The sequence below is a fragment of the Pseudomonas sp. DP-17 genome, assembly GCF_022380625.1.
Lineage (GTDB): Bacteria > Pseudomonadota > Gammaproteobacteria > Pseudomonadales > Pseudomonadaceae > Pseudomonas > Pseudomonas nitroreducens_A.
Genome location: NZ_JAKSXG010000004.1, coordinates 197679 through 213137 on the forward strand (window position 1 = coordinate 197679; position 15459 = coordinate 213137).

Sequence of the window (15459 nt, forward strand, 5' to 3'; positions counted from 1 at the left end):
CAGGAGGCGCACTAGGCCGATGGTTACTGGAGCCACGTCCCTCAGTCTGGTCCGCGACGAGCTGTTCGCCACGATGGAGGAGGCCGAGCAGAATCTCGAGCACTTCATCGCCGAGCGGCAGAACGGCAGCCTGCTGCAACATTCTGTCGATTGCCTGAGCCAGATCCGCGGCACGCTCAATCTCATCGAGCTGGCCGGTGCCGAGCTGCTGGCGCAGGAAGCGCTGGACCTGGCCACCGACATTCCCACCGGGGTCAGCGAGGACCGCGACGGCCAACTGGCCGCGCTCGGCAATGCGCTCTATGTGCTGCGTCGCTACCTGGAAAACCTCGAAGCGCACCGCCAGGAAATCCCCGAGCTGCTACTGCCGGCGATCAACGACGTGCGCCAGGCCGCCGGCCAGCCCGCACTGCCGGAGAGCTTCTTCTTCAGTGCGCGGCTGGATCTGCCGCGCCCGCTGCGCGCCGTCACCGCACCGCAGGTGGAAGACCCGGCCCGCGAAGTCCGTCGCCTGCGGCAGATGTACCAGGTCGGTCTGGTGGGGCTGATCCGCGAACAGAATCTCTACCCCAGCCTCAAGCTCATGGGCCGCGCGCTGGGCAAGCTCGACGTGTTGCTGGGCAGCGCCGCGCGCACCCGCCTGTGCTGGGTCGGCGCCGGCGCGCTGGAAGCCCTGGTGGACGCGCAGATGCTGCCGCGCAAGACGCGCAAGCAGGTGTTCGCGCGGCTGGACCGCGAACTCAAGCAACTGATCGCCAACCCGCAATACGAAGCGCCGCGCCAGTTGCTCAAGGAGCTGCTGTATCTCACCACGCTGGCTGACACCAGCGGCGTACGCGCTACCGAATTGCGCCAGGTATTTGGCCTGGCACCGTTGCCGTTCACCGATCACCTGCTCGAAGACGAATCGCGGCGCCTCTCCGGTCCCGGCCAGTCGGTGATGCGCTCGCTGTCGGTGGCGATCCGCGAGGAACTCACCGCGGTGAAGGACCAGCTCGACCTGATCGAGCGAGGCGTGTCCCAGGCCGATGCCCTGGGCATCCTGCACACCCAGCTGGGCAAGCTGGCCAAGACCCTTGGTATGGTCGGCCTGAACTCCGCCGCCACTTCGCTGCAGCACCAGCATGGCGTCGTCGCCGGCTGGGTCGCCAAGGGCGCGGTGGATGAACCTGCGGCGCTCAACGCGCTGGCCGACGCGCTGCTGTACGTCGAGAGCATGGTCGGCAACCTGGAGCGTGGCGAGCGCATGAGCGCGCGTCCGGCGCCGATGGGGGAGGACGATTCCTTCGCCGTGCACCAGCTCGCCGAAGCGCGCATCGTGGTGATCGACGAGGCCCAGGCCGGCCTGGCGCTGGCCAAGCGCGCGATCACGGCGTACCTGGAATCCAACGGCGACAAGCTGCACCTGGCCAATGTCCCGATCAGCCTGCAGGCGGTGCGCGGCGGCCTGTGGTTCCTCGGCCAGGAACGTGCGGCATTGCTCGTGGGCGCCTGCGCCGATTACATTCAGGGGCAGATGATCGAGACGACCCAGATGCCGTCCGAGCAGATGCTGGAAACCCTGGCGGATGCGCTGACCGGCCTGGAGTACTACCTGGAAGGGGGAGCCATGATGCGGCCTGAAGGCCAACCCGACGTCCTGGACGTCGCCAGCGAGAGCGTCAGGGCCCTGGGCCTGACGGTGGCAGCCTGATGCGTACCGGACGTTGGGAATCCTCGATGTTCGAGGTCGCGGCGAACGGTGGCTGGGCGCTCGCCCACTGCCAGCAGCAGTTCCTCGCCGACAGCAACGGCGTGCTGTTCCCCCGCGACTGGCTCAAGCGCCAGGACCTTTCGGTGCTTTCCGAGCACGCTGTCGGCCTGTTCGACGGCGAGCCGGTGTACCTGCTGGAAGTCGACCGCACTGATCCATTGGAGGGCGCCAGCTGGATCGGCCTGCGCCAGTTCATGATGCAGGCTGAGGAAGACATCTTCGCCATGCTTGGCTTCGCCAGCCAGATCGGTATCTGGTGGCGGCAGAACCGCTTCTGCGGCAGCTGCGGCCAGCCAAGCCTGCGCATGCCCCGCGACCGTGCCATGCACTGCGAGAGCTGCGGCATCCAGCGCTACCCGCTGTTGTCGCCGAGCATGATCGTGCTCGTGACCCGTGGCGATGAAGTGCTGCTGGCGCGTTCGCCGCGCTTCGTGCCGGGGATGTACAGCACCCTGGCCGGCTTCGTCGAGCCGGGCGAGTCGGTGGAGCACTGCGTCGCGCGGGAAGTACGCGAAGAGGTCGGTGTCGAGATCGGCAATATCCGCTACATGGGCAGCCAGCCCTGGCCGTTCCCGCATTCGCTGATGTTCGGCTACCACGCCGAGTACGTCAGTGGCGAGATCGTCATGCAGCCGGACGAGATCGAAGATGCCCGCTGGTTCCACGTCGACGAGCTGCCGCGCCTGCCGGCCGAGCGCTCCATCGCCCGCTACCTGATCGAGGTCTACCTGGCACGCCGCGCCGGTCGTCCCGATCCTGTCCTGCCCGGCGGCGCCTGAACCCAGGCGCCGCTCCGGCCTTGCTCAGGCCCCGGCGCTGAACCAGTGCTGCCAGGCCAGGCGCACAGTCAATGCAAGTACCACCAGGATGAATACCGGACGGATGAACTTGGCGCCGCCGCCAATCGCCGTGCGCGCGCCGAAGTACGCGCCGATCATCAACGAACTGCCCATGCACAGGCCCATCAGCCAGACCACCTGGCCCGAAGCGATGAACACCGCCAGCGCGACGATATTGCTGACGAAGTTCATGCTGCGCGCCACGCCGCTGGCGCGGACCAGGTCGAGCGGGTACATCAGCAGGGAACTGACCGTCCAGAAGGCACCGGTACCGGGGCCCGCCACGCCGTCATAGAAGCCCAGGCCCAGTCCCTGCGGCCACTGGCGATGCTGGGCGATGCGCGGGTTGGCGTCCAAAGGCGCTTCGGGCGTCTTGCCGAAGAGCAGGTAGAGACCGCAGCCGAACACCACTACCGGCAGCATGCGGTTGAGCCATTCCGCCGGCATCAGGTGCGCGGCCCAGGCGCCCAGTGCCGCGCCGATGGCCGTGGCGATGATGCCGTTGCGCCACTGGCGCGGCTGGAACAGTTTGCGCCGGTAGAAGGTGTAGCTCGCCACCGCGGCGCCGAAGGTCGAGCTCAGCTTGTTGGTGCCCAGCGCCAGGTGCGGCGGGACGCCTGCAGTGAGCAGGGCAGGGATGGTGAGCAGGCCGCCGCCGCCGGCGATGGCGTCGATGAAACCGGCGAGAAAGGCGACGCCGGCGAGGATGACGAGGGTGGTCGGGTCTACGACGAGTTCGAAGGGCATTGGGTCAGCCTTGATCAGGAGCCCGCGGCGCCGCTCTTTTGTAAAGAGCGGTGGCATAGGAAACGTTAACGGGCCCGAAAGCTGCGACGGTCTGGCTGGCCGCGCAGGTACGCGGTGCGCATAATGCCGGCATTTCTACGAGGAAGGAAATCATTCGATGCAGTACGACGGTCTGGCCTGGGTCGTTGCCTTCTTGGCGTTGTTGGCCCTGATGGTAGCCGCCCGCATTCTGTTCGACCGCCACTGGTTCCTCGGCTGGTTGCGCGGTACGGCGGGAATGCTGTTCGTGGCCGTCGCCGTGCTGGTGGCGCTGGTCGCCTGGGACCTGCGCAGCTACGACCCGCTGCCGGCAGAGCGCCCGCTGGCAACGCTGAGCTTCCACAAGGTCGCCGAGCAGCGCTATGAGGTAACGCTGTTGCAGGGCAATGACGAGCGCCGCGTGGAGCTGGCCGGCGACCTCTGGCAGCTGGACGCGCGCGTGCTGGAGTGGAAGGGGCTGGCGCGGCTGATCGGGATGGCGCCGGGCTACCGCCTTCAGGACCTCAGCGGCCGCTTCCTGGCCGTGGAGCAGCAGAGCCAGGGGCGCAGGGTGGCGTTGGCGGACGACGTGCCGGGCATCGACCTGTGGCGCTGGCTGCGCGACGGCCAGCATGACCTGTTGACCTTCGTGCCCAAGGCGGGCCGGGTGACCTATCTGCCGATGGCCGACCAGGCCGTTTTCGCGGTGCGCTATGGGGCCGGCGGGCTGACCGCCGAGCCGATGAACGCGGCGGCGAATCAGGCGCTGAAAGACTGGCAGTGAGGTTAGGAGCGGATTCATCCGCGCTTTCTTCACGGCGGATACTGAACGCGGACGGAGTCCGCTCCTACGCAATTCCCGTCGTTCTGACATGAAAAAGGGAGCCAACCGGCTCCCTTCTTCGTTGCGGCGCTCGCCTTAGGCGAGGAAGCCGCCATCGACGTTCAGCGTCACACCGGTGGTGTAGCTGGAGGCGTCGCTGGCGAGGTACAGCACGGCGCCGGCCATTTCGCTCGGGTCGGCCACGCGCTGGAGCGGGATGCGCTGCAGGGCGACGTTGCGGATGGCGTCGTTGCTCACCAGCGCCGAGGCGAACTTGGTGTCGGTCAGGCCCGGCAGCAGGGCGTTGCAGCGGATGCCGAACTGCGCGCATTCCTTGGCGAAGACCTTGGTCATGCTGATCACCGCGGCCTTGGTCACCGAGTAGATGCCCTGGAACTCGCCCGGGGTGACGCCGTTGACCGAAGCGACGTTGATGATGCTGCCGCCGCCGTTGGCCTTCATCAGCTTGCCGCCCTCGATGGACATGAAGTAGTAGCCGCGGATGTTCACGTCGACGGTCTTCTGGAAGGCCGACAGGTCGGTGTCCAGCACGTTGCAGAACTGCGGGTTGGTGGCGGCGTTGTTGACCAGGATGTCCAGGCGGCCGAACTGCTCGCGGATCTGTGCGAAGACGGCCTGGATCTGCTCCATCTCGCCGATGTGGCAGGCGATCGCAGTGGCCTTGCCGCCGGCGGCGACGATGTCGTCAGCCACGGCCTGGCAGCCATCGATCTTGCGGCTGGAAACGATCACGTGGGCGCCCTGCTGGGCCAGCAGCTTGGCGATGGCCTCGCCGATGCCGCGGCTGGCGCCGGAGACGAAGGCGATCTTGCCGTCGAGGTCGAACAGTTGGGTCTTGGACATGGGGGTTCTCCTTGTTCTGGGGCGCCGTTACAGGCGGGACTTGCCGATGACCTGCAGGCTCACCTGTTCCAGCAGCTTGTTGGCGTGGATAAAGGTGGCGAAGCGCTTGTCCTGGGTCTGGCCGTGGAAGAAGCGGTAGTAGATCTGCTGCATGATGCCGGCCAGGCGGAACAGGCCGTAGGTGTAGTAGTAATCGAGGTTGTCGATCTGGATGCCGGCGCGCTCGGCGTAATAGTCGGCGAACTGCTGGCGGGTCAGCATGCCCGGCTCGTGGCTGGGCTGGCGGCGCAGCATCTGCATCGGCTGCGGATCGCCCGCTTCGATCCAGTAGGCGAGGGTGTTGCCCAGGTCCATCAGCGGGTCGCCGAGGGTGGTCATTTCCCAGTCGAGCACGCCGATGATCTGCATCGGGTTGTTCGGGTCGAGGATGACGTTGTCGAAGCGATAGTCGTTGTGGACAATGCCGGGCTTGTGGTGGTCGGCCGGCATCTTCTCGCGCAGCCATACCTTCACCTGTTCCCAGGCCGGCGCGTCGGGGGTCAGCGACTTCTCGTAGCGATCGATCCAGCCGCCGATCTGGCGCTGCACATAGCCCTCGGGCTTGCCCAGGTCACCCAGGCCGCAGGCGTTGTAATCGACGTTGTGCAGGTCGACGAACTTGTCGATGAAGCTCTTGCACAGGGCGGTGGTCTTCTCGGCGTCGAGGTTCAGCTCCTTGGGCAGGTCGCTGCGCAGGATGATGCCGTTGACCCGCTCCATGACGTAGAACTCGGCGCCGATCACCGATTCGTCGGTGCAATAGGTGTACGCCTTGGGGCAGTAGGGGAAGCCGTCCTTGAGCTGGTTCAGGATGCGGAATTCGCGGCCCATGTCGTGAGCGGACTTGGCCTTCTTGCCGAACGGCGGGCGGCGCAGGACCAGTTCCTGGTTGTCGTACTGAATCAGGTAGGTCAGGTTCGAGGCGCCGCCGGGGAACTGGCTGATGCGCGGCTGACCCTGCAGGCCGGGGATGTGGTCCTTGAGGTAGCCGTCGATCACGGCGGCATCGAGTTCTTCGCCTTCGCGGGAGCGGATGGTCTGGTCGGTCAACGACATGCTGGTCCCTTTCTTATACGAGCTTGTACGAGTCGTCCTCACGAGGGCCTCAGGGCTCCTGGCGAGGTGCGCGCAGGCCGGCGTGACGCCTTGCAGGATCAGGCAAAGCTATGATGGCGCCGGGTGATCATTGGCTAATCTAATATCCGCCTCTGCCCGTCACAAGCGGCCGGAGCCGTTATTGGCGTTCGTGTTGGGCCCCGATCAGGCTGCCTGATCCGGGCCTTGCAGCGGGGCGCGGGCATAAAAAAACCGGAGCCATGGACTCCGGTTCTTCGCGTTGCGCGGGCAGGTTTTCCTCGGATCAGACCGGGAACAGTTCGCCCAGCTTCATCGCCAGCATCATGTCGCCTTCGGCGCGCAGCTTGCCGGCCATGAAGGCCTGCATGCCGTCGGTTTCGCCGCTGGTGATGCCCTTGAGGGTTTCGCTGTCCATGATCAGGGTGACGTTGGGGGACTCGGCGTCGCCCTGTACGACTTCGCAGGTGCCGTCCTTGACGACCAGGTAGTGGTTGTCGCCGTCTTCGATGTTGAACTGGAACACCAGATCCAGACCGGCGGCCGCGCTGGCGTTGAACTTGCTCTTCATGGTGGAAACGATGTCAGCAACACTCATGGTTCTATTCCTTTTCTAGGTTTTCTCGCGCGACGCTTGCGTCGCAATGGGCCGGCACTCAACGATAGGTGATGAGTTCCGGCGCCCTCAACAGTTCCAGATGCACGTGACTGTTGAAGGAAGCCAGGGCCACTTCGCTGCCGCGGAACTTCAGGCGGTTGAGCGAGGTGTTGACGATCTGCCAGTTGAGCTCGAAGGCGTTCAGCGCGGGGATGCCGGTCACCTGCTGGAGTACCGCGGTGATGGTGCCGCCGGAGGTGAAGACGCCGATATTATCCTTGCCGCTGGCCGACTCCAGCAGGCGCTTGAGGCCGCCGTGCACGGTGTCGAGGAATTCCGCCCAACTGACCAGACCGTCCTTGTCATGGTCGCCGGAAACCCAGCGGGCGATCACGGTGGAGAACAGGCGCTGGAACTCGGCGCGGTGGTCGGCGGCGTTGCGCATGATGTGCAGCGCATGCGGCTCGATCTCCAGCAGGTCCGGCAGGTGCGCGCGGATCACCGCGTCGGCTTCGAATTCGTTGAAGGCGGAATCGATCTCAAGGGATGGGGTTTCGATCCCGGCTTCGTTCAGCCGCCCCATCACCGCTTCGGCCGTGTGGCGCTGCCGACGCAGGTCGCCGGCGACGCAGCGGTCGAAGCGCAGGCCCAGGCTGGCCAGGTGCTCGCCGAGGATTTCCGCCTGGCGTACGCCGGTGGCCGAGAGCACATCGTAGTCGTCGGCGCCGAATGAAGCCTGGCCATGTCGAATCAGGTAGATGCTTCCCACGCGCAGTATCCCGGCAGGGCTGAAAGTTCCGGCGAGGTTATGAGGATCACCTGGGGCTGTCAACGAAAAAACATACGCTTGTTTGAATGGCATTCGCTGGACTGATGCAGCGGTTTGCCAGCGCTGGTGGCGGGCCTGCGGCGTGGGTATGCTTGCGGGATTCGCTGCGCTCGCCTGGCGGGCTCGACCAGAATTGTAAAAGGGGATGTGAGTGGAGTTTCTAGCGGATTACGCGGGTTTCCTGGCCAAGACCTTCACCGTGGTGGTGGCCATCGTCATCGTCCTGGTGGTGGTCGCCGCGTTGCGCGGCCGTGGCCGTCGCGGTGGCAGCGGGCACCTGGAGGTGCACAAGCTCAACGACTTCTACAAGGAACTGCGCGAGCGCCTGCAACACAGCGTATTGGAAAAGGCCAAGCTCAAGGCCCTGCGCAAATCCGAGGCGAAAAGCCTGAAGGACGCGAAAAAGAAGAAGGGCGGCGAGAAGAATCGCGTCTATGTGCTCGACTTCGATGGCGACATCAAGGCATCCGCCACCGAGCAGCTGCGCCATGAGGTGACCGCGCTGCTGACCCTCGCCACCCCGCGCGATGAAGTGGTGCTGCGCCTGGAGAGCGGCGGCGGCATGGTGCATGGCTATGGGCTGGCCGCTTCCCAGCTGGCGCGCATTCGTCAGGCTGGCGTACCGCTGACCGTCTGCGTCGACAAGGTCGCAGCCAGCGGCGGCTACATGATGGCCTGCATCGGCGAGCGCATCCTGTCCGCACCCTTCGCCATTCTGGGTTCCATTGGCGTGGTGGCGCAGTTGCCCAACGTCAACCGCCTGCTGAAGAAGCACGACATCGATTTCGAAGTGCTCACCGCCGGCGAGTACAAGCGCACCCTGACCGTGTTCGGCGAGAACACCGACAAGGGCCGGGAGAAGTTCCAGGAAGACCTGGAAACCACCCACGAGCTGTTCAAGCGCTTCGTCGTTCACTACCGCCCACAACTGGCCATCGACGAGATCGCCACCGGCGAGGTCTGGCTGGGCCAGGCGGCGTTGGGCAAGAAACTGGTCGACGAACTCAAGACCAGTGACGAGTACCTGGCCGAACGTGCCCGCGAGGCGGATGTCTACCAGCTCAGTTATGTGCAGAAGAAGTCCATCCAGGAGCGCTTCGGCGTGGGCGTCAGCGGCGTGATCGATCGCGTGCTGGTGACCTGGTGGGACCGCCTGGGCCGCAGCCGCTTCTGGCAGTGACTCTTCTGGCAATGATTGTCGTCGGGCGCCGGGATCGCGCCCGTTCCATATTCGAAAGAGGAGGGTCGAGATGAGTGCATTCAAGGCGTTGTGGGTCACGGAGAGCGCGCATGGCGTATATGACCTGCAGGTGGCCGAGCGGCAGGTTGCCGATCTGCCGGCGGGTGAAGTGCTGGTGCGGGTGAAGTATTCGTCGCTGAACTACAAGGATGCGCTGTCCGCCAGCGGCAACCGTGGCGTGACCCGCAAGTACCCGCACACCCCCGGCATCGACGCCGCCGGCGTGGTGGAAGAGTCCTCGGTGGGCGAGTTCGCTGCGGGCGATGAAGTCATCGTCACCGGCTACGACCTGGGCATGAACACGCCGGGCGGCTTCGGCCAATACATCCGCGTGCCCGCGGCCTGGCTGATCAAGCGCCCGCAGGGCCTTTCGCTGCGCGAGTCGATGATCCTCGGCACCGCCGGCCTGACCGCCGCCCTTTGCGTCGACAAGCTGGAGCGCGCCGGCGTCACGCCGTCCGCCGGACCGATCCTGGTCACTGGCGCCACCGGCGGCGTGGGTAGCATCGCGGTGATGCTGCTGGCGCAACTGGGCTACACGGTGGCTGCCGCCACCGGCAAGCTGGAACAGGCCGAGCTGCTGAACCGCCTCGGTGCGCGGCAGATCCTCGACCGCGCCACCGTCTCCGATGGTGTCGACAAGCCATTGCTGCGCGAGCAGTGGGCCGGCGCGGTGGACACCGTGGGTGGCGACATCCTTTTCAACGTGGTCAAGTCGCTGCAGTACGGCGGCAGCGTCGCCTGCTGCGGCCTGACCGCTGGCGCCGCCTTCAAGGCCACCGTCCTGCCCTTCATCCTGCGCGGCGTGAACCTGCTGGGTGTGGACTCGGTGGAGCTGCCGCTGGTGGTCAAGGCTTCCATGTGGGACAAGCTGTCCCTGCAGTGGAAGCTCGACAACCTCGAAGCGGCAGTGCGCGAGGTCAAGCTCGACGAACTGCCGGCCGCCATACACCAGATCCTGGCCGGCAAGCTGGTCGGCCGGGTGCTGGTCACGCTTGATTGATGCCCGTGCCGGGCCTGAGTGTCAGCCCAGGTCCGGCAACAGGTAATCCGTCCACAGCGAATCGGCGAACTGGCTTCTGAAGAAGCCAAAGTGGCCGATGCGCTTCACGCCAATGTCTTGCGGCGCAATTCGCTTCAGCGACTTCGGCGAGCCCCGGTAGAAGCCGTGGAGCGATTCGGTGTTGCGCCCGGACATCATCTCGTCGTCGGTAAAGGAGATCGAGGTGATGGGGGTGCGTACCGAGGAATAGGCCTCGCGCACCGCGCCGCCTTCTGCGCCCACCGCGTATTCCGGATCCAGGCACCAGCGCCGCCATTGTTCGATCACGCCGCGCGGCAGGTCGCCGACCACGCCCAGGCGCTTGCCGGGGAAGTAGCCGAGCACTGGCGTGATGGTTGGCGCCAGCAGGTACCAGAGCAGCCAGGCCTTGTGCCGCAGGCCCTTGGTGTTCTCGCGCCAATAGCCGCTGCCGGTGGCGATGGTGAAGGCGCGCTGGATGCGCTCGGTGCCGCGCACGAAGGGCAGGATCTGCCCGCCGAGGCTGTGGCCGATCCAGTACACCGGCAATTCGCCGGCGGCCTCGACCACCGCGTCGAGCATGGCGCTGCAGTCGTGATTGCCCCAGGCCTGTATGTCGATATCCAGGTCGCGCAGATGGCCGGTGCGGGACTTGCCCATGCCGGTGTAGTCGAAGGTCACGGCGAGGAAGCCGCGCTCGGCCAGCCAGTGGGCGAAGGCCGTGTAGAAGCGCTGTTCGACGCCCATGGCGGGGACGATCAGCACCGCTCCGCGAGCTTCGCCGGGCGGATAGTACCAGTGGCTGGAGAGGCTGTGGCCGTTGCCGTTGTCCAGCGGGCGGGGGAGCGGGGTGATCATGGTGCGGTCCCTCAGGCCTGGCTGACGTACATGGTGATGTCGGCGCGGAAGACCTTCTTGTCACCGACGTAGGCGAGCACCGGGACGACGACATCGCCTTCCTGGTTCCAGTCGATCGCGCGGCCGTCGGCCACGGCGCGGACGTCGCCCTCGGCCTTGGCCAGGTATTCCACTGTCATGCCGCGGGGAATCCAGCGGCGTCCCTGGGGGATCGAAACGTCGGTCATGGTCCCGGCGGCCAGCTCGGCGGCGTTGCACAGGGCGATGGCATGCACGGTGCCGATGTGGTTGAGCACTTCGCGGCGCTTGGGGAACGTCACTTCCGCATAGCCTGGGCGCAGCTCGACGAACTGCGGGGCGATGCTGGCGAAATAGGGGGCGACCTGGCCGATCATGGCGCTGAACTGCGCCGGGCCGGCCTGCTGGTACATTTGCATCATCTGACTCATGGCAACTCCGGGGCAAAGCGGATTGAAGATGGATGCGCGCCCAGGCAGTATACGAAGACTAGAAAATAATTCTAGAAAAATATTCTAGAATTCTGTTCGAGCGTTTTTTCCACAGGAACCCCATGGCCCGACCTTCCCGCAAAGACGATATTCTCCAGGCCGCGCTGGCCTGCTTCAGCGAATCCGGCGTGGACGCCACCACCATCGAAATGATCCGCGACCGCTCAGGGGCCAGCATCGGTAGCCTGTATCACCATTACGGCAACAAGGAACGGATCATTGGCGCGCTGTACCTCACTGGCGTCGGCCAATACGCGGCGCTGCTCGATGCTGGATTGGAGGAGGGAATGAGCGCGGAGGCTTGCGTGAAGCTGTTCGTCACCTGCTATGTCGACTGGGTGGCGGCCAACCCTGAGTGGGCACGTTTCATCCTGCACAGCCGCGGCCGGGTCGAGGCAGGAGAAGTGGGCGAGGCGTTGCGTGAGGCTAACCGCCAACAGGGCCGACGCATTGCCAGTCTGCTCTCTGAACACCGCAAAGCCGGCGCCTTCAAGGAGCTTGCGCCGGAGCTGTTCAATTCGGTGGTCATCGGTCCGAGCCAGGACTATGCGCGCAATTGGCTGGCGGGGCGGACGAAGGTGGACCTGATCGATTGCCGGGATCAGCTGGCGCAGATTGCCTGGGAGAGCGTTCGCGCTTGAGCGTGGCCTCCCTGTAGGAGCGAGCTTGCTCGCGAACAGATTTACCGGCGGCGCTGAAGCTGGGCGGGTTCGCGAGCAAGCTCGCTCCTACGAAGAGCCAAAGAAAAAGCCCCGCAATGCGGGGCTTTTTCATATCGGTCGGCTCAGGCCAGCTGGCGGCGCCGGAACAGCGGTTGCGGCTGGGTCACCGAGGTCTGGTAGACCTCGCTGAAGTCATCCAGGCCCGCCAGCGCGGCCTGCGGGTCGCGGTCGGCACGGATGGCGTAGGCGTCGAAGCCGCAGCTCTGCATGAAGAACAGCTGGTCACGCAGCACATCGCCGATGGCGCGCACTTCGCCCTTGTAGCCGAAGCGCTCGCGCAGCAGGCGCGCGGTGCTGAAGCCGCGGCCGTCGGTGAAGGCGGGGAAGTTCACGGCGATGACCTTGAACTTGTCCAGGTCCTCGGCGATGGCCTCGGGTTCTTCGTCCGCATCCAGCCAGACGCCCAGGCCGCCGTCACGGCCGCGCAGGGCCGGGCCGTGCTCCAGCCACAGGTTCAGCGGGATGATCACGTCGTCGCAGTTGGGCACGGTCTCGAGGGTCGCGTCCTTGGGCAGCAGATGCCAGCGGTCGTCGACGACCTCGCGGTGCTTAATGATTCGCTGCATATACGCGCTCCTTGAAGGGGTCGATGCCGATGCGACGGTAGGTATCGAGGAAGCGTTCCTCTTCGGTGCGCTGTTCCACGTAGACGTTGATGATCTTCTCGATCACGTCGGCCATCTGCTCCTGGGCGAACGACGGGCCGAGGATCTGCGCGAGGCTCGCCTCGCGGCTGGCGCTGCCGCCCAGGGACACCTGGTAGAACTCTTCGCCCTTCTTGTCCACGCCGAGGATGCCGATGTGGCCCACGTGGTGGTGGCCGCAGGCGTTCATGCAGCCGGAGATGTTCAGGTCGATGTCGCCGATGTCGAACAGGTAGTCCAGGTCGTCGAAACGACGCTGGATGGCTTCGGCCACCGGGATCGACTTGGCGTTGGCCAGGGAGCAGAAGTCGCCGCCCGGGCAGCAGATCAGGTCGGTCAGCAGGCCCACGTTCGGGGTGGCGAAACCGTTCTCGCGCAGTTCGCCCCAGAGGGTGAACAGCTGCGCCTGTTCGACGTCGGCGAGGATGATGTTCTGGTTATGGCTGTTGCGCACTTCGCCGAAGCTGTAGCGGTCGGCCAGGTCGGCGACCACGTCCAGCTGCTTGTCGGTGATGTCGCCGGGCGCCACGCCGGTGGGCTTGAGCGACAGGGTCACGGCGACATAGCCGGGCTTCTTGTGGGCGAAGGTGTTGCGGCTGCGCCAGCGGGCGAAGCCGGGGTGCTCGGCGTCGAGCTGGGCGAGGGCGGCGTCCTGGTCTTCCAGGGCCTGGTAGGCCGGGTCGACGAAGTGCGCGGCCACGCGTTGCAGTTCGGCGTCGGTCAGGGTGCTCGGACCGTCCTTCAGGTGCGCCCACTCGGCGTTGACCTTCTCGGCGAAGACTTCCGGGGTCAGCGCCTTGACCAGGATCTTGATGCGCGCCTTGTACTTGTTGTCCCGACGGCCATAGCGGTTGTACACGCGCAGGATGGCGTCGAGGTACGACAGCAGGTGCTGCCAGGGCAGGAATTCATTGATGAAGCTGCCGACGATCGGGGTACGGCCCAGGCCGCCGCCGACGGAGACACGGAAGCCCAGTTCGCCGGCTTCGTTCTTCACCGCTTCCAGGCCGATGTCGTGCACCTCGATGGCGGCGCGGTCGCTCACGGCGCCGTTGACAGCGATCTTGAACTTGCGCGGCAGGTGGGCGAATTCGGGGTGGAAGGTCGACCACTGGCGGATGATCTCGCACCAGGGGCGGGGGTCCACGAGTTCGTCACGGGCGACGCCGGCGAACTGGTCGGTGGTGGTGTTGCGGATGCAGTTGCCGCTGGTCTGGATCGCGTGCATCTGCACGGTGGCCAGCTCGGCGAGGATTTCCGGCACGTCTTCCAGTTCCGGCCAGTTGTACTGGACGTTCTGGCGGGTGCTGATATGCGCATAGCCCTTGTCGTAGTCGCGGGCGATCTGCGCCAGCTTGCGAACCTGCTTCGAAGACAGCAGGCCGTAAGGCACGGCCACTCGCAGCATGGGTGCGTAGCGCTGGATGTACAGGCCATTCTGCAGACGCAGCGGGCGGAATTCCTCGCCGGTCAGTTCGCCCGCCAGGTAGCGGCGGGTCTGATCGCGGAACTGCTTGACGCGATCCTCTACGATCCTCTGATCGTATTCGTCATATACGTACATGAATCATCCTGCTGTCAGGCTATAGCGCTCAGGGCGTATTGCGTATCCCAGCGCGCACGGCAACGCGCTCCACGCGGAGTGGGGCGCACGATACCAGTTCGGGAATATGCGCAAAAGTGATGTTTGAGTATATGGCGAGAACTTTCGGATCTAAGCCGCGCCGGGCCTGAAGCTCAGGCGGGGCGGGTGCCCGAAGCCGGACGTCCGTTCCTGCGTGGCGCCGCTTCGCCTGCTCATTCGCGGCGCCGCAACGGGAGTGGGTCAGGCATCGCGACCGTGGGCGGCATCGCGCAGTTGCGAGGTGTCGACGCGGACGAAGATCGAGTCGCCGACGCAGGTCAGCACGTCGCCGGCGTAGACCTCGCAGATGATCCGGCTCTTGCGCCCGACCTCACCCTCGACATGGGCCCTGAGGGTCAGCGGCACGCCCATGGGCGTCGGCTTGATGTACTTGATGCCCAGGTTGCCGGTGACGCAGTCGATGCGCGGCAGGCTGCCCGGCTCGCGGCCTTCGGTGCGATAGTGGTAGGCCATGGCGGTCCAGTTCGAGTGGCAGTCCACCAGCATGGCGATCAGACCGCCGTAGACCAGTTCCGGCCAGCCGCAGTACTTGGCTTCGGGCAGGTGCTCGGCGACAACGTGGATGCCGTCTTCGTGCCAGCGGCTCTTGATGTGCAGTCCGTGCGGGTTGCTGCCGCCGCAGCCGTAGCAGACGCCTTCCGGGGCGACAGTGTCTTGCAGTGAATCCACGTGCATGGTCCTACCTTTCTCATATCGCTTGTCTTGTCGAAGCGGCAGCCTACCGGCATTTGTGCGGCGGCGAAAAGGGGGCGGTTCCTTGAGCGGGGGGCCGGCCTGGTCTTAACTCTTGCCTGTGGTCCTTCAGCCAATAACGAGAAGATGGGGGAAACATGAGCGAAGAAACGTCCCACAAGACCAGCGACAGCGTTGTCGATGCTCGAGCCGCATTCATCCTGATCCTGCTGGTGGTCGCGACGGCCGTGTTCTGGGTCAGCCACCAGTGACAGCAGTGCCGGCGGGTCGTCCTGCGGCCCGGCCGGTACCTCATGCCCCCAGTCGGCTTTCCTACAGCCCGGCGAAATGCAGTACCAATTGCACCAGCCCATAGAGCAGCAACACGAAGGCCAGCGTGAAGAGAATGCCCATGGCGATGAAGTGACTCGGCTTGCCGTGGGTGAAGTCGCGCGCGCGGTTGCGTGCGCTCTGTACGCCGAAGGCCGCGGCCAGCACGCTGTGGAGCATCTGCCAGAAGCTTGGTGGCTTGTTCTGTTGCTCGTCCATCGTTGGTCCTCCTTA

Annotated in this window: 17 protein-coding genes; 6 read left to right on the top strand and 11 right to left on the bottom strand. The window is 65.2% G+C overall.

Features of this window, described 5'->3' with window-relative positions; translation table 11 throughout:
- Positions 1-19 precede the first annotated feature (19 nt).
- Both MJ122_RS10285 and nudC read left to right on the top strand, forming a co-directional pair.
- Complete coding sequence (locus MJ122_RS10285; RefSeq protein WP_239744083.1) at positions 20-1693, top strand: ferrous iron transporter B; 1674 nt, start codon at positions 20-22, stop codon at positions 1691-1693.
- Positions 1693-2532, top strand: a complete 840-nt coding sequence (gene nudC / locus MJ122_RS10290; protein ID WP_239744084.1) for an NAD(+) diphosphatase — start codon at positions 1693-1695, stop codon at positions 2530-2532. The genes MJ122_RS10285 and nudC overlap by 1 nt, the downstream gene beginning before the upstream one ends.
- Before the next feature lie 24 nt (positions 2533-2556).
- On the opposite strand, the gene MJ122_RS10295 is transcribed toward nudC, so the two are convergent.
- Complete coding sequence (locus MJ122_RS10295; RefSeq protein WP_088417442.1) at positions 2557-3339, bottom strand: TSUP family transporter; 783 nt, start codon at positions 3337-3339, stop codon at positions 2557-2559.
- Positions 3340-3496: 157 nt separating this feature from the next.
- Between MJ122_RS10295 and MJ122_RS10300 the strand changes: the two genes are divergently transcribed.
- The gene (locus tag MJ122_RS10300; RefSeq protein WP_088417441.1) at positions 3497-4141 is read left to right on the top strand and encodes a hypothetical protein; all 645 of its coding nucleotides are present in this window, start codon (positions 3497-3499) and stop codon (positions 4139-4141) included.
- Between the two features lie 135 nt (positions 4142-4276).
- Here MJ122_RS10300 and MJ122_RS10305 read toward each other — a convergent pair whose 3' ends face one another.
- From MJ122_RS10305 to MJ122_RS10320, 4 genes are all read right to left on the bottom strand, one after another.
- Positions 4277-5044 carry an SDR family oxidoreductase gene (locus MJ122_RS10305; protein WP_239744085.1) on the bottom strand — a complete coding sequence of 256 codons (768 nt, stop codon included), beginning with the start codon at positions 5042-5044 and terminating at the stop codon, positions 4277-4279.
- Between the two features lie 27 nt (positions 5045-5071).
- The gene (locus MJ122_RS10310; protein WP_088417440.1) at positions 5072-6139 is read right to left on the bottom strand and encodes a phosphotransferase family protein; all 1068 of its coding nucleotides are present in this window, start codon (positions 6137-6139) and stop codon (positions 5072-5074) included.
- Positions 6140-6443: 304 nt separating this feature from the next.
- Positions 6444-6755 carry an SCP2 sterol-binding domain-containing protein gene (locus MJ122_RS10315; protein WP_017519529.1) on the bottom strand — a complete coding sequence of 104 codons (312 nt, stop codon included), beginning with the start codon at positions 6753-6755 and terminating at the stop codon, positions 6444-6446.
- Positions 6756-6813: 58 nt separating this feature from the next.
- On the bottom strand, positions 6814-7524 hold the full coding sequence (locus MJ122_RS10320; protein WP_239744086.1) for a histidine phosphatase family protein: 711 nt from the start codon (positions 7522-7524) through the stop codon (positions 6814-6816).
- A gap of 211 nt (positions 7525-7735) precedes the next feature.
- Here MJ122_RS10320 and sohB point away from each other — a divergent pair, with 211 nt between their 5' ends.
- Positions 7736-8764: a protease SohB gene (gene sohB, locus MJ122_RS10325; protein WP_088417439.1), complete on the top strand. Its 1029-nt coding sequence runs from the start codon at positions 7736-7738 to the stop codon at positions 8762-8764.
- 70 nt (positions 8765-8834) lie between these two features.
- Entirely contained in the window at positions 8835-9827 is a 993-nt protein-coding gene (locus tag MJ122_RS10330) for a YhdH/YhfP family quinone oxidoreductase (RefSeq protein ID WP_239744087.1), read from the top strand.
- A 21-nt stretch (positions 9828-9848) separates the two neighbouring features.
- On the opposite strand, the gene MJ122_RS10335 is transcribed toward MJ122_RS10330, so the two are convergent.
- Positions 9849-10703 carry an alpha/beta fold hydrolase gene (locus MJ122_RS10335; RefSeq protein ID WP_239744088.1) on the bottom strand — a complete coding sequence of 285 codons (855 nt, stop codon included), beginning with the start codon at positions 10701-10703 and terminating at the stop codon, positions 9849-9851.
- Positions 10704-10714: 11 nt separating this feature from the next.
- Positions 10715-11152 carry a hotdog fold domain-containing protein gene (locus MJ122_RS10340; RefSeq protein ID WP_239744089.1) on the bottom strand — a complete coding sequence of 146 codons (438 nt, stop codon included), beginning with the start codon at positions 11150-11152 and terminating at the stop codon, positions 10715-10717.
- Between the two features lie 122 nt (positions 11153-11274).
- Between MJ122_RS10340 and MJ122_RS10345 the strand changes: the two genes are divergently transcribed.
- Positions 11275-11853 carry a TetR/AcrR family transcriptional regulator gene (locus MJ122_RS10345; protein ID WP_088417435.1) on the top strand — a complete coding sequence of 193 codons (579 nt, stop codon included), beginning with the start codon at positions 11275-11277 and terminating at the stop codon, positions 11851-11853.
- A 143-nt stretch (positions 11854-11996) separates the two neighbouring features.
- Here MJ122_RS10345 and MJ122_RS10350 read toward each other — a convergent pair whose 3' ends face one another.
- From MJ122_RS10350 to MJ122_RS10365, 4 genes are all read right to left on the bottom strand, one after another.
- A complete protein-coding gene (locus MJ122_RS10350; RefSeq protein ID WP_017519521.1) occupies positions 11997-12500 on the bottom strand; it encodes a DUF934 domain-containing protein in 504 nt (167 codons plus the stop codon).
- Entirely contained in the window at positions 12484-14142 is a 1659-nt protein-coding gene (locus tag MJ122_RS10355) for a nitrite/sulfite reductase (protein WP_088417434.1), read from the bottom strand. Before MJ122_RS10355 ends, MJ122_RS10350 begins: the two co-directional genes overlap by 17 nt.
- Before the next feature lie 261 nt (positions 14143-14403).
- On the bottom strand, positions 14404-14898 hold the full coding sequence (locus MJ122_RS10360) for a PaaI family thioesterase (protein ID WP_239744090.1): 495 nt from the start codon (positions 14896-14898) through the stop codon (positions 14404-14406).
- A 330-nt stretch (positions 14899-15228) separates the two neighbouring features.
- Positions 15229-15444 carry a DUF2970 domain-containing protein gene (locus MJ122_RS10365; RefSeq protein ID WP_239744091.1) on the bottom strand — a complete coding sequence of 72 codons (216 nt, stop codon included), beginning with the start codon at positions 15442-15444 and terminating at the stop codon, positions 15229-15231.
- Positions 15445-15459: the final 15 nt, after the last annotated feature.

Coding starts and splice junctions, on each gene's coding strand:
- MJ122_RS10285 (WP_239744083.1), top strand. CDS start 20: ATGGTTACTGGAGCCACGTCCCTCAGTCTGGTCCGCGACGAGCTGTTC.
- nudC (WP_239744084.1), top strand. CDS start 1,693: ATGCGTACCGGACGTTGGGAATCCTCGATGTTCGAGGTCGCGGCGAAC.
- MJ122_RS10295 (WP_088417442.1), bottom strand. CDS start 3,339: ATGCCCTTCGAACTCGTCGTAGACCCGACCACCCTCGTCATCCTCGCC.
- MJ122_RS10300 (WP_088417441.1), top strand. CDS start 3,497: ATGCAGTACGACGGTCTGGCCTGGGTCGTTGCCTTCTTGGCGTTGTTG.
- MJ122_RS10305 (WP_239744085.1), bottom strand. CDS start 5,044: ATGTCCAAGACCCAACTGTTCGACCTCGACGGCAAGATCGCCTTCGTC.
- MJ122_RS10310 (WP_088417440.1), bottom strand. CDS start 6,139: ATGTCGTTGACCGACCAGACCATCCGCTCCCGCGAAGGCGAAGAACTC.
- MJ122_RS10315 (WP_017519529.1), bottom strand. CDS start 6,755: ATGAGTGTTGCTGACATCGTTTCCACCATGAAGAGCAAGTTCAACGCC.
- MJ122_RS10330 (WP_239744087.1), top strand. CDS start 8,835: ATGAGTGCATTCAAGGCGTTGTGGGTCACGGAGAGCGCGCATGGCGTA.
- MJ122_RS10335 (WP_239744088.1), bottom strand. CDS start 10,703: ATGATCACCCCGCTCCCCCGCCCGCTGGACAACGGCAACGGCCACAGC.
- MJ122_RS10340 (WP_239744089.1), bottom strand. CDS start 11,152: ATGAGTCAGATGATGCAAATGTACCAGCAGGCCGGCCCGGCGCAGTTC.
- MJ122_RS10345 (WP_088417435.1), top strand. CDS start 11,275: ATGGCCCGACCTTCCCGCAAAGACGATATTCTCCAGGCCGCGCTGGCC.
- MJ122_RS10350 (WP_017519521.1), bottom strand. CDS start 12,500: ATGCAGCGAATCATTAAGCACCGCGAGGTCGTCGACGACCGCTGGCAT.
- MJ122_RS10355 (WP_088417434.1), bottom strand. CDS start 14,142: ATGTACGTATATGACGAATACGATCAGAGGATCGTAGAGGATCGCGTC.
- MJ122_RS10360 (WP_239744090.1), bottom strand. CDS start 14,898: ATGCACGTGGATTCACTGCAAGACACTGTCGCCCCGGAAGGCGTCTGC.
- MJ122_RS10365 (WP_239744091.1), bottom strand. CDS start 15,444: ATGGACGAGCAACAGAACAAGCCACCAAGCTTCTGGCAGATGCTCCAC.